The 12,999-nt window shown below is 29.2% G+C and carries 11 protein-coding genes; 3 read left to right on the forward strand and 8 right to left on the reverse strand.

The genetic code is table 11. From position 1 onward, the window contains the following. Positions 1-3: 3 nt before the first annotated feature. The 3 genes from JEY78_RS01785 to JEY78_RS01795 all read left to right on the forward strand — a co-directional run bounded on the left by JEY78_RS01785 (position 4) and on the right by JEY78_RS01795 (position 1,865). A complete protein-coding gene (locus JEY78_RS01785; protein ID WP_291846282.1) occupies positions 4-627 on the forward strand; it encodes a biopolymer transporter ExbD in 624 nt (207 codons plus the stop codon). A gap of 9 nt (positions 628-636) precedes the next feature. Further along, positions 637-1,110: a biopolymer transporter ExbD gene (locus tag JEY78_RS01790; RefSeq protein ID WP_291846284.1), complete on the forward strand. Its 474-nt coding sequence runs from the start codon at positions 637-639 to the stop codon at positions 1,108-1,110. Positions 1,111-1,190: 80 nt separating this feature from the next. Beyond that, positions 1,191-1,865 carry a porin family protein gene (locus tag JEY78_RS01795; protein WP_291846286.1) on the forward strand — a complete coding sequence of 225 codons (675 nt, stop codon included), beginning with the start codon at positions 1,191-1,193 and terminating at the stop codon, positions 1,863-1,865. Here JEY78_RS01795 and JEY78_RS01800 read toward each other — a convergent pair. The 8 genes from JEY78_RS01800 to tsf form a co-directional block, all read right to left on the reverse strand. After that, the gene (locus tag JEY78_RS01800) at positions 1,853-2,272 is read right to left on the reverse strand and encodes a hypothetical protein (protein WP_291846289.1); all 420 of its coding nucleotides are present in this window, start codon (positions 2,270-2,272) and stop codon (positions 1,853-1,855) included. The two genes, JEY78_RS01795 and JEY78_RS01800, sit on opposite strands and share 13 nt — an antisense overlap. A 209-nt stretch (positions 2,273-2,481) precedes the next feature. Continuing rightward, positions 2,482-3,939, reverse strand: coding sequence for an RNA polymerase factor sigma-54 (rpoN, locus tag JEY78_RS01805; RefSeq protein ID WP_291846291.1), 1,458 nt, complete (start codon positions 3,937-3,939; stop codon positions 2,482-2,484). Between the two features lie 76 nt (positions 3,940-4,015). After that, the gene (gene asnS / locus JEY78_RS01810) at positions 4,016-5,449 is read right to left on the reverse strand and encodes an asparagine--tRNA ligase (protein ID WP_291846293.1); all 1,434 of its coding nucleotides are present in this window, start codon (positions 5,447-5,449) and stop codon (positions 4,016-4,018) included. Between the two features lie 92 nt (positions 5,450-5,541). Continuing rightward, a complete protein-coding gene (locus JEY78_RS01815; RefSeq protein ID WP_291846295.1) occupies positions 5,542-7,920 on the reverse strand; it encodes an efflux RND transporter permease subunit in 2,379 nt (792 codons plus the stop codon). A 55-nt stretch (positions 7,921-7,975) separates the two neighbouring features. Beyond that, a complete protein-coding gene (locus JEY78_RS01820; protein ID WP_291846297.1) occupies positions 7,976-10,486 on the reverse strand; it encodes a DUF5686 and carboxypeptidase-like regulatory domain-containing protein in 2,511 nt (836 codons plus the stop codon). Positions 10,487-10,582: 96 nt separating this feature from the next. Beyond that, positions 10,583-11,137 (reverse strand): ribosome recycling factor, encoded by a 555-nt coding sequence (gene frr, locus JEY78_RS01825; RefSeq protein WP_291846299.1) that lies wholly within the window; start codon positions 11,135-11,137, stop codon positions 10,583-10,585. 24 nt (positions 11,138-11,161) lie between these two features. Continuing rightward, positions 11,162-11,869 carry a UMP kinase gene (pyrH, locus tag JEY78_RS01830; protein WP_291846301.1) on the reverse strand — a complete coding sequence of 236 codons (708 nt, stop codon included), beginning with the start codon at positions 11,867-11,869 and terminating at the stop codon, positions 11,162-11,164. Positions 11,870-12,015: 146 nt separating this feature from the next. Next, positions 12,016-12,984: a translation elongation factor Ts gene (gene tsf / locus JEY78_RS01835; RefSeq protein ID WP_291846303.1), complete on the reverse strand. Its 969-nt coding sequence runs from the start codon at positions 12,982-12,984 to the stop codon at positions 12,016-12,018. Between the last annotated feature and the right edge of the window lie 15 nt (positions 12,985-12,999).

A 12,999-nucleotide genomic window follows, 5' to 3' on the forward strand; every position in this document is an offset into this window, starting at 1 on the left:
ATTATGGCAAGAAGAGAAAATTCAGAAATAAATGCTGGTTCAATGGCAGACATTGCGTTCTTGCTTTTAATATTTTTCTTAGTAACAACTACTATGGATGTTGATTCTGGTATTGCACGTAAGCTGCCAGAAAAATCACCACCTGATCAAAAAAATGATGTAATTGTTAAACAAAAAAATGTATTTGACATTGTAGTTAACCGTAATAACCAAATTTTGGTTGAAGGTACTGATTATGTTAAAGTTACTGAAATAAAAGGTTTAGCAATGAAATTTATTGATAATGGTGGAGGAGTTGGAAACTCTATAGATGGAAAGCCAGGAGAGCCTTGTGACTATTGTAGTGGTGCTAAAGATCCCGCATCTTCAGATCACCCTTCAAAAGCAATTATTTCATTGCAAAGTGATAGAGGTACAACTTATGGGATGTATGTTACTATTCAAAATGAAATAGAGGCAGCGTATAATCAATTAAGAAACAATTTATCAAATAAATTGTATGGTAGATCTTACGATCAATTACTTAGTGATTATGATAATGACCCTACGGAAAGTTTAAAAGTGAAGATTGATAATTTGAAAGATAAATATCCTCAAATTATTACAGAACCTGAACCAATAAAATAATATCAGATTATGAGTAAGTTTAAAAAGAAGAAAAAAGGATTGCCTGCAATTTCTACGGCGTCTTTACCTGATATTGTATTTATGTTGTTATTCTTTTTTATGGTTTCAACTACAATGAGAGAAACGGATTTATTAATTAAAAAGCCATTTCTTCCAACTGCAAGTGAAGTTAAAAAATTAGAGCAAAAAAGTTTAGTAAGTACAATTTATGTAGGTAAATCTAAAGATAGTAGAATCTCTGGTGATAAAATCCAAGTGAATGATAAAATTATTGACGTAAAGGATGTTCCGAGTTTTATATATTCTGAGAGAGCTTTGAGAAAAGAAGAAGAAGTAAAATTTATGACTACTTCTATTAAAGCTGATAAAGAAGCTAACGTAGGTACTATATTAGATATTAAAGAGCAATTACGTGATATTAATGCCTTAAAAGTTAGTTTCTCTACATCTAGAGGGAATGATTTAAAAGGTAATTACAAATAAAATATTTATTTTATTATAATATAAAAAGGCAATAGAAATTTCTATTGCCTTTTTTAGTTTTAAAAGGTACATTTGTTATAATGGTAAAAAATGGATTAATATTGTTTTTGATAATTTCTTTTTGGTCTGTTAATGCCCAAATTGAAAGTGATTCTATTGATACTAATTATTTAGAAGATCAATTGTATTTGTCAATGGTGTATAATATTTTAAATGATAAACCTTCAGATCTTACGCAAAATGGGTTTTCTGGTGGTTTAGCTTTTGGATTTATTAAAGATGTTCCAATTAATAAAGATAGAAATATTGGATTGGGAATTGGATTGGGATATTCTTACGCTGTATATATACAAAATTTAAAAATTAGTAAGGAAAATCAATCTGTTAATACGAGCATTGCTAATGACTTCAATGTAAATAGGTTTAGAACGCACGCAATAGAGCTTCCTTTGGAAATTAGATGGCGTAATTCAACTTCAACAAAATATAAGTTTTGGAGGGTTTATGGTGGTGTAAAATTAATGTATGCTTTTGCATTTAACGCTACTTATAAAGATAATGACATTGTTTTGACTGTGAAAAATATATCAGAGTTCAACAAAATTCAAAGTGGTATTTTTATTTCAACAGGTTATAGTACTTGGAATTTATATGTTTATTATGGTTTAAGTCCAATTTTTAAAGATTTAAAATTGAACGGAGAAAAGCTAGAAATGAAAGAATTGAATATTGGACTTAAATTTTATATTATGTAATATAAAAAGAATATAATTATTTGTGAAAGCACTCCCACCATATAACCCATTACAATTTCATTTAATTTATGTGCTTTAAGAATTAATCTTGAAGTTGAAATTAAACCACTTAAAACAAATAAGGCTGTTAGTAATAATAATAAATTTATTTTATAATAGTAACTAAAACAAATTGAAAAGCCTATTAAACCACCAATTGCCAAGGCGTGTAAACTTATTTTAGCTTTGAAGTGTAATAGGATATAAGATATTATTAAACCTAAGCCATATCCAAAATAGAACATAGCCAAAATATCTACTATAGATGATTTAAATAACCAATTGCCAATTATATAAGTTAACGATATAAATAGGATAGTTGGAAATTTTCGTTCCTCAATGGTATCCATATAATAGCTTTTTATCATTCCAAATTTTTTTAGTAGAAATAATAAAATTAAAGGAAATATATATGTGCCTAAAAATATTACAATTAAGATGGTGTGTTCCTGTGCCTTAAAAATATACTTTGGAATAAATAAAAAGTACATAATAGCACCTAATATTGAAAAGTTTATTGGGTGAAAAAAATAGGAAATAAATTGTGAAAATTTTCGAGTCATTATAAATCGTTAGTTTAAATTTCTTTTCTTAATCTAGCTACTGGAATGTCAAGTTGTTCTCTATATTTTGCAACTGTTCTTCTGGCAATTGGATAACCTTTTTCTTTTAATAAAGCTGCTAATTTATCATCCGTCAAAGGTTTTTTCTTATTTTCTCTACCAATAACAGTTGCTAAAATATCTTTAATTTCTTTAGTTGAAACATCATCGCCTTGGTCATTTTTCATTGATTCAGAAAAGAAATCCTTAATTAACTTTGTGCCATAGGGTGTAGATACAAATTTACTATTTGCAACTCTAGAAACTGTAGAAACATCCATATTAATAATATCAGCGATATCTTTTAAAATCATTGGTTTTAACTTTCGTTCATCACCAGTTAAAAAATACTCCTTTTGATATTGCATAATAGCATTCATATTTAAAAATAAGGTTTGTTGCCTTTGTTTTATAGCGTCAATAAACCACTTTGCAGAGTCTAACTTTTGTTTTATAAAAGTTACCGCATCTTTTTGAGATTGCGTTTTATCTTTAGAGTCCTTGTAACCGTTTAATAGATCATTATATTCTCTTGACACATGTAATTCAGGAGCATTTCTTGAGTTTAGTGTTAATTCCAATTCACCTTCAACAATTCTAATAGCAAAATCTGGAACAATTTGTTCAGCAACCTTATTATTGCCAACATGAGAACCTCCTGGTTTGGGATTTAATTTTTCAATTTGACGAATAGCATCTTTTAACTCATCTTCGGTAATGTGATATTTTTGAATTAGTTTAGTGTAATGTTTCTTAACAAATTGATCAAATGATTGTTCTAAAATATTAATTGCTAACGTTCTGGCAGGTTTTTCACCTTTTCTTTTTAGTTGAAGAACTAAACATTCTTTTAAATCCCTAGCGCCAACACCAGCAGGATCTAAATCTTGAACTAATTTTAATAATTGTTCTAATTCTTCAATAGTGGTATAAATATTTTGGGTGAATGCCAAATCATCCATTACATCAATTAAATCACGTCTTAAATACCCACTTTCATCAATACTTCCAATTAAAAAATCGGTAATAATTTCTTGATCTTCAGTTAAGCGGTATGTATTTATCTGATTTTTTAAATGTTGTGTAAATGAAGTTCCTGATGCAAAAGGAATATCTCTTTCTTCGTCGTCAGGAGAATAATTATTACTTTGTGTTTTGTAATTTGGAATTTCATCATCGCTTAAATATTCATCAATATTAATATCATCAGCGTTAATGCTTTCATTTCCAGAATCATCATACTCATCATTTATAGAGTTATCATCAAAATCATCTAAACTTTCTTTTCCATCTTCTAACGCAGGATTTTCTTCTAATTCTTGTTTTAGTCGTTGTTCAAATGCCTGCGTTGGCAATTGAATCATCTTCATTAACTGAATTTGTTGTGGAGATAATTTTTGTAATAATTTTTGATGTAATCCTTGTTTTAGCATATAAGATTTAATTCCATTTTTATAAAAATACAAAAAAACATAGTATGTTGTGTACTATGTTTTTTAAAGTTTAAATTTAAAACTCAGCATTTTGAGGTGTTCTTGGGTATGGAATAACATCCCTAATATTTCCCATTCCTGTTGCATATTGAACTAAACGCTCAAAACCTAGCCCAAATCCGCTATGAACTGCGGTTCCAAATTTTCTGGTATCTAAATACCACCATAATTCGTTTTCATCAATATTAAGTGCTTTCATTTTTTGTTGCAATACATCTAAACGTTCTTCACGTTGGCTTCCTCCAACAATTTCCCCAATTCCTGGGAATAAAACGTCCATTGCTCTTACTGTTTTTCCATCCTCATTTAAACGCATATAAAACGCCTTAATATTTGCAGGATAATCAAATAATATTACCGGACATTTAAAATGTTTCTCAACTAAAAAACGTTCGTGTTCGCTTTGTAAATCAGCGCCCCATTCGTTAATTATATATTGGAATTTTTTATTTTTATTAGGTTTGCAATTCCTTAAAATATCAATTGCTTCGGTATAACTTACACGTTTAAAATTGTTTTCAACTACAAAATTAAGTTTTTCAAGAAGTGATAATTCACTTCTTTCATTTTGTGGCTTGCTTTTTTCCTCTTGCAATAACCTATCATTTAAAAAATCTAAATCGTCTTTACAATTTTTCAGAATATCAGAAATAACCGATTTTATAAAATCCTCAGCTAAGTCCATATTATCATCTAAATTATTGAAAGCTACTTCAGGTTCAATCATCCAAAATTCAGATAAATGACGCGTTGTATTTGAGTTTTCAGCTCTAAAAGTTGGTCCAAAAGTATATACTTTACCTAAAGCCATTGCATAGGTTTCAGCTTCTAGTTGTCCAGAAACAGTTAAGTTGGTATGTTTTCCAAAGAAATCTTTTGAATAATCTACCGTTCCAGCATCAGTTTTAGGTAATTTATTTGCATCTAAAGTTGATACTTGAAACATTTCACCAGCTCCTTCGGCATCTGTTCCGGTAATAATTGGAGCGTGAAAATGGTAAAATCCGTTTTCTACAAAGTATTTATGAATTGCAAAAGAAAGTGCAGAACGTACTCTCATAACAGCACTAAATGTATTTGTTCTAATACGTAAATGTGCATTCTCTCTTAAAAATTCAAAACTATGCTTTTTAGGTTGAATAGGGTATTCTTCTGGGTTAGAATCGCCCAGAATTTCAATTTCATTTACTTGAATCTCAACATTTTGTCCTTTTCCTTGACTTTCAATGAGTGTTCCTTTTATTGAAATTGCAGCTCCAGTAGTTATACGCTTTAACGTAGCTTCACTGGTATTTTCAAAATCAACAACACATTGTATATTATTTATTGTAGACCCATCGTTTAAAGCAATAAATCTATTTGCTCTAAAGGTTCTAACCCATCCTTTTATAGTTACTTCTTGTAAAAAGTTATTTGAACTTAAAAGTTCAGCAACAGTACTTTTATTCATATTCTAAAATTTAGAATTACAAAGATACATGAACTAATGAAAGAAGTAAAATTTGAATGTTTAAAAATAGGCTATAAATACAAACTATTTAATTAATTTTTAAGGTCATCTTCACTATCAGGATCTAAAATATCAAGTACAGGCTCTTTTAAAATCTCTTTATTGGCTATTTTCTTTTCTAAAGAAAGTAAAAGAGAAGGTAATAATATTAGGTTAGATACCATTGCAAATAATAATGTGATTGAAACTAAACCACCCAATGCAATTGTTCCTCCAAAACTTGAAGCTGTAAACACTAAAAACCCAAAGAATAGCACAATTGAAGTATAAAACATACTTACGCCCGTTTCTCTTAATGCTGCATAAACAGATTGTTTTATACGCCAATTATTAGCAATTAATTCTTGTCTGTATTTTGCTAAAAAATGAATGGTGTCATCCACAGAAATACCAAATGCAATACTGAATACTAAAATTGTTGAAGGTTTAATTGGAATGCCTAAATATCCCATTAACCCGGCAGTAATTAATAAAGGAAATATATTTGGTATTAATGAAATTAAAATCATTCTAAAAGACCTAAACATAAATGCCATAAAAGCAGCAATTAATAATATAGCTAATGAAAGTGAAATTATAAGATTGTTAATTAAATAATTAGTTCCCTTTAAAAACACCAAAGCACCGCCTGTCATTAAAACATCATACTTTTCTTTTGGAAATTCTTTTTCTATTTTTTGCTGAAGACGTTCTTCAATACCAGTCATTTTATCTGTACCAATATCTTTCATAAAGGTTGTCATTCTAGCATACCTTCCCGTAGAATCAACAAAATTATCAAGTAAATGTGTACTGGTTGATGAATTTTTTGAATATTTTAAAATCCAGTTTTTTTCCTGACTATTTGGTAATTCATAATAATTTGGCAGCCCATTATAAAATGCTTGTTTAGAGTATTTTACAATATTTAAAACAGAAATTGGTTTTGAAAGTTGTGGAATTTCATCAATGGTTTCCTCTAACTTTTCCATACGTTTAAGCGTAGATAAGCTCATAACACCATTTTCCTTTTTAGTGTCAATAACAATTTCTAAAGGCATAATTCCGCCAAATTCTTCTTCAAAAAACTCAATGTCTTTAAAAAATTCTTTGCCTTTAGGCATATCTTCAATTAAACTACCAGATACTTTAATTTTGTAAATACCTATTATACTTACAATTATTAATATTAGTGTAATTGAATAAACGGCTAATCGGCTATTTCTAACAACGGATTCCATCCAGGTTACAATAGAATCTATCCATTTTCGCTCTAAATGTTTTAGATGCTTTTCTTTAGGCAATGGCATAAAACTATAAATAATTGGAATTAATAATAATGCCAATACAAAAATTGCCAAAATATTTATGGAAGCTATGGTACCAAATTCTCTTAAAAGTTGACTTTTTGTAAATATAAAAGTTGCAAAACCAGAAGCAGTAGTTACGTTTGTCATTAACGTTGCGTTTCCAATTTTTGTAATTACGCGTTGTAATGATTTTGCTTGATTACCGTGTTTTTTTACTTCTTGCTGGTATTTATTTATTAAAAATATGGCATTTGGAACACCAATTACAATAATTAATGGCGGAATTAAAGCCATTAAAACAGTAATTTCATACCTAAATAAACCAATAAAACCAAACGCCCAAACAACTCCAATACTAACAACTAAAAGCGTAATTGCAGTTGCTCTAAAAGATCTGAAAAAGAAAAAGAAAATTAATGCAGTAACCCCTAATGCTAAACCAACAAACATCCCAATTTCATCAATAATGTTTTGGGCATTCATAGTTCTTATATAGGGCATTCCAGAAACGCGAACGTCTATATTATAGTCTTTTTCAAATTTTTCAATTGCTGGATTTAAAACATTAAAAATGAAATCTTTTCTTGCAGCCGTGTTTACAATATCTTTATCTAAATATATAACCGAACGGATAGTTCCTGTTTTTTTATTGTATAAAAAGTTGTCGAAAAAAGGGAGATTATCAAAAAGTTCATGCTTTATTTTTAAAACATCTTCAACTGTTTCAGGAGCTTTATCATACAAAGGGACTGTCACAAATTTTTCTTCTTCGGTATTTTTCACCAATTTTTTAATATCACCAACAGCAACAGTAAAGTCAATTTCTTTTATACTATCTAAGTTTTTTGATAATTTATTCCAAGCATTAAAGTTAGTTGGTGTGAAAATTGTGGAATCTTCCACTGCCAAAATGATGATATTTCCTTCTTCACCAAATATTTTTAAAAACTTATTATAATCTACATTTACCTGATGGTTTTCGGGCAATAGATTTGCTTCGGTATATGAAAACCTCATATACTGCATTTGCGTTGATAAAAAATAAGTGAATGCAGCTATTATTACTAAAATAATGTACCTGCTTTTTAAAATAAGTCTAGAAACCTGCGTCCAAAAATCCATTTAAAAAAATTTCTGCAAAGGTAACAAATTAGTTTAGGTTTCAATACGTTAAGTATTAAAATCCTAACCTCAATTTATAAGTTAATTTTACAGCTAAATTATCTGTCCAAATAGGGTTTGTATATGCACCATATCTATAAAATGCGCTAAATCCAAAACCTTTTAATAATGAATTAATTTCCATACCGCTTTCAATATATCCTCTATTCATGCTTTTAAAAATTAAGCCGTTATGGTATTCTGGATGCTCAATAGCTCCCATTGCAGCTCTTGTGGCAATACTAATTTGAGGCTTAAATTTTTTGCTTAGTTTTAGCGGTTCAAAACTTTGTTTTAAATGAATTGCTAAAAACCGATCAGAAACAAACTCATTATATCCCATGGTTTCAAAGCTGTTTTTTCCTGCAAAAGTAATACGTTTAAACCACGGACTTTTATAAGTATAGTTAGGCGTTGCATTGTATAAATGCGAAATAGGAGCGTCTCCAAAAACTATTCCTCCTTCAACTAAAATATTTGTGACACCTTTTCTAAGTGGTTTAATTCTATGTAAAATTCTTAGATTAATTTGAGTAAAATCAAAATCACTTCTAAATAAATTTTCAATACTTTTAGCAACTTGAAGTGTTAATTGAGGAAATGCATTTTTTATGGTTAATTTCCCAATTGGTGAATTCATAAATTCACTTTTAGGACTGTATTGTAAGTTAAATGAAGCAGTTGTTAACCGGTATCTAGAAATATCTTTAGAGGAATTTAAAAACTGATAATTAAAAACTGGCGCATAATCTCCTGAGCTAATTTGAAGTTTAGCTTCTAAATTTGGTTGAATATCATGTTCAAAATATGTACTTACAGTTTTATAGTTGTAAAATTTATCAATATTTAAATTTCTTGGATTTATTGGTGAAAACGACGTGTTTTCGGCAATAAAATCTAAAGCAGCAGCTTCTTTTAAGTCGTTTGTAAAATTTGCGCCAAACCAAGTGTTAGATTCTTTATTTAATCTTGTTGCAGCACCAATACTATATTTATAGTCCTTATCTTTTGTTCCGTAAGCTATGTATGATTCTATCTTAAATGTATTCGAAAAATTTTGATTTGTAACACCACCAAATCCTACTCTTAAACCTTCATAATTGTTAAGATTTATAATTTTCCCAAGATTTAAATTAATGTATTTAGTATGGAAATATCCTTTTAATAGATTTCGGCCCAAAGCAATTTTACCTTCTATATTTTCACTTTTGGCAATGCTATCTAAATTCAGATATGTTGCTTTTCCTCTGTCAGATAATGAGTCAGTTCTGTACAAACTCCAAAATTCTTCCGATTTTTTTCCTGCATCATCATTAAATTTTATGGTAGAAGATGAGTTTTTAACAATTAATTGTGGATTTATTTCAATATTACTATTTTCAGTTTTAGATATAAAATAGGAAACATCTGAAGGTCCGTTTGTGTTTGTTTTTATAATGGAATCATTTTCCACGGAATTTGAAACCTTCACCATTCCCCCAAATAAATTCACATTTTCATCATTATCACCTTTTTTAATAATAATATTCATGTCTGACGGAAACCAGCAATTACATTCTTTTATAAAAGTATAATTCTGAGTAGCTTTTACATTTACAATTGCTTTTAATTCAGCCATTCCCTTTGTAATGGCAAAACTTTGAGAATCAATATATAAGACACCTTCAATTCCTGTGAAATCTTTTTTAATTTTAGGTTTAAAGTAAATTAAAATTGATTGATTGTAAGCTGTTTTAATGGTGTCTAATATTTTATAATCGTAATGTTTTAATGCATTGTTGGCTATAGGGTTTATATATTTTGTTCCGGCAATTGTATAAAATTCATTGTAAAAAGAAAAGTCTTGAAACGTTACAGCTAATAATTCATAAATTGGTTGTTGTAATCCAGCCATTCTAGATGCCATTATAATTTCCTTTGTTTTTTTTCCTTTTTGAAATTGAAATTGAGAAATTTTTTCAGAAATATACAAATGCTGTTTATCTATATCTTTTTTAAATTTATAATTAGTAGAATCAACTTTTAAAAATTTTTTATTGCCATTTTTTAAAACATACACAGAATCAATTTTTCCGTTTATAGAATCGGGATGTGCAGTTACTAAAAGTTTAGTATAAGCATCAAACTTAAAAGAATTTAAGGAGCCTTCAATATTGTTTTTATCTTTATTTTTTATGGTGTTTCTAATAATTTCAAGAGCAGGATTTTCAGTTGCAGTAATTAAAATTTCGTTTAAACTTTCTGTGGAAGGCTCAAGCTGAATTTTAATATATGTATCGGTACTATTTACCTGAATTATAATAGTTTTGTATCCAACGTATGACACTTTTAGTTCATTGAAGGCTGTTTTGCTTTTTATTTGAAACTTACCATCTACATCTGTTAAAGTTCCAGTGTTTGAATTTGTGATTATTGAAGCAAAAGGGAGTGGTTTTTTTGTAGAACTATCTGTTACTAAACCTTGAATTTGATTTTGTGAAAAAACGAGTATTGGAAAGAATAAAATTAAAAATAAACTTTTTTTCATGGGTTAGTTTGCAACAATTAATAACAAATATAAGGTAATAAAAAAGCACTCAAGAGAGTGCTTTTTAGTTTTTGGATAAGTTTAACTTTTTAAAAGTTAAACCTTCATAATTTCAATATCTTTCACTTTGTACAGTTCATCAACTTCTGAAATAAATTTATCAGTTAATTTTTGAATATCTATTTCAGCATTTGCTTGCATGTCTTCAGAAGCATCTGCTTTTTTAATTTCCTGCATAGCTTCTCTTCGGTCATTTCTAATTCCAATTTTAGCATCTTCAGCTACCATTTTAGCTTGTTTAGATAAATCTCTTCTTCTTTCTTCTGTTAAAACAGGAACATTAATTATAATTACTTCTCCATTATTCATTGGGTTGAAACCTAAATTAGCAATCATAATTGCTTTTTCAATTTCATGTAACATCTTTTTTTCCCAAGGTTGCACTGTAATTGTATGTGCATCCATTGTATTCACATTGGCAACTTGAGATAATGGAGTTTGAGATCCGTAATATTCTACGGTTACACCACCTAACATAGCTGGACTAGCTTTTCCAGCTCTAATGTTTCTAAATTCTTTTTCTAAATGAGTAATGGCATTCTGCATTAACTCGCGCGCACTATCTATTATAAAAGCTAATTCTTCATTCATATTTGAAAAACTTTAATTATTCTACTATTTATCAACTATTGTTCCAATATTTTCACCAGAAACTACTTTTTCTAAGTTTCCTTTTTTGTTCATATCAAAAACAACAATAGGTAAGTTATTTTCCTGACTTAAAGCAAAAGCTGTCATATCCATAACTTTCAATCCTTTATTCATTACTTCTTTATATGTAATTGAGTCAAATTTAATGGCATCGCTGTTTTTTTCAGGATCAGAATTGTAAATACCATCCACTCTTGTGCCTTTTAAAATTACATCAGCGCCAATTTCAATGGCTCTTAATACGGCTGCAGTATCTGTAGTAAAATATGGATTTCCTGTTCCACCTCCAAATATTACAACTCTTCCTTTTTCTAAGTGACGAACAGCTCTTCTTTTAATAAATGGTTCTGCGACTTGTTCCATTTTAATAGCTGTTAGCAGTCTCGTAAAAATACCTTGATCCTCTAAGGCACTTTGCAAAGCTAAACCATTAATAACGGTAGCGAGCATTCCCATATAATCTCCCTGAACACGATCCATTCCGTTACTTGCACCAGAAACACCTCTAAAAATGTTTCCTCCGCCAATAACAATAGCGACTTCTATTCCTTTGTCAAGAATTGTTTTTATATCTTTAGCATAATCAGCTAAACGAGTGGGGTCAATTCCATATTGACGATCTCCCATAAGTGCTTCACCACTTAATTTTAAAAGAATTCTTTTGTATGCCATAATTTTATAAGTTATGCAAATATAATAAATACTTTAAAAGTAAAAGAGGTTAGTTTTTAATGATTTTTGTTTTTTTTAAAATTGAATAGTTCTTAAAACAAAAAACTCGCCAATTTGGCGAGTTTTTATATATAAAGTGGTTTTTATTAAGCTAACGAAACTCTTTTAAAGTCTGTTACTGTAACGTCACCTAATGAGCTCACGTATTGAGCAACATTAATTTTTTCGTCTTTAATAAAGTTTTGATCTAATAAACATTGTTCTTGATCTAAAGAAGTATTATCAGAAATAAAACGTTCTAATTTACCTGGTAAAATTCTATCCCAGATAGCTTCTGGTTTCCCTTCAGCTTTTAATTCTGCTTTTACTAATTCTTCAGCATGAGCAATAATTTCAGGAGTTAATTGAGCTCTTGAAATAAAAGTAGGAATATTTTTAAGTGTTTTTCCTAATCTTTTAAACTCTTCGTTTTCTTTTTCAATTACTGCAATTCTAGCTTCAGTTTCAGAAGCAACAAAAGCAGGGTCAAAATCTTTATAAGATAAAATTGAAGCACCCATAGCTGCAGCTTGCATAGAAACGTCTTTAGCAACTACATCAGCACCTTTTACGTTTGCAGATAAAGCAGTTACTGAAGCAATTTTGTTTCCAGCGTGTATATATGATCCAACAAAAGCACCAGATACACATTCAAAAGCACCAATTTCTAATTTTTCACCAATAACACCCGTTTGCTCAATTAATTTTTCAGCAACAGTTAAGTTACCAAAAGGAGCATTTAAAAAATCTTCTTTTGAAGTGTAGTTCACGGCTATTTTAGCAAATTCAGTTGCTAAAGCAACGAAAGCATCATTTTTAGCAACGAAATCAGTTTCACAGTTTAATGAAATTACAGCACCTTTGGTGTTGTCATCATTAACATATGCAATTACTGCTCCTTCTGAAGAATCTCTATCAGCTCTGTTAGCAGCAACTTTTTGTCCTTTTTTACGTAAAATATCAATTGCTTTGTCGAAATCTCCTTCAGCTTCAACAAGTGCATTTTTGCAGTCCATCATACCGGCTCCGGTAGATTGTCTTAATTTGTTTACTTCTGCGGCTGTAATGTTTGCCATTTTGTTTATATTTTT

The organism is Lutibacter sp., assembly GCF_016342705.1.
Classification (GTDB): Bacteria; Bacteroidota; Bacteroidia; order Flavobacteriales; family Flavobacteriaceae; genus Lutibacter.

Excerpts from the sequence above, each read along its gene's own strand:
- rpoN (WP_291846291.1), bottom strand. The coding sequence starts at position 3,939 with ATGCTAAAACAAGGATTACATCAAAAATTATTACAAAAATTATCTCCA.
- JEY78_RS01790 (WP_291846284.1), top strand. The coding sequence starts at position 637 with ATGAGTAAGTTTAAAAAGAAGAAAAAAGGATTGCCTGCAATTTCTACG.
- asnS (WP_291846293.1), bottom strand. The coding sequence starts at position 5,449 with ATGAATAAAAGTACTGTTGCTGAACTTTTAAGTTCAAATAACTTTTTA.
- JEY78_RS01785 (WP_291846282.1), top strand. The coding sequence starts at position 4 with ATGGCAAGAAGAGAAAATTCAGAAATAAATGCTGGTTCAATGGCAGAC.
- JEY78_RS01820 (WP_291846297.1), bottom strand. The coding sequence starts at position 10,486 with ATGAAAAAAAGTTTATTTTTAATTTTATTCTTTCCAATACTCGTTTTT.
- JEY78_RS01815 (WP_291846295.1), bottom strand. The coding sequence starts at position 7,920 with ATGGATTTTTGGACGCAGGTTTCTAGACTTATTTTAAAAAGCAGGTAC.
- tsf (WP_291846303.1), bottom strand. The coding sequence starts at position 12,984 with ATGGCAAACATTACAGCCGCAGAAGTAAACAAATTAAGACAATCTACC.
- frr (WP_291846299.1), bottom strand. The coding sequence starts at position 11,137 with ATGAATGAAGAATTAGCTTTTATAATAGATAGTGCGCGCGAGTTAATG.
- JEY78_RS01800 (WP_291846289.1), bottom strand. The coding sequence starts at position 2,272 with ATGATAAAAAGCTATTATATGGATACCATTGAGGAACGAAAATTTCCA.
- pyrH (WP_291846301.1), bottom strand. The coding sequence starts at position 11,869 with ATGGCATACAAAAGAATTCTTTTAAAATTAAGTGGTGAAGCACTTATG.
- JEY78_RS01795 (WP_291846286.1), top strand. The coding sequence starts at position 1,191 with ATGGTAAAAAATGGATTAATATTGTTTTTGATAATTTCTTTTTGGTCT.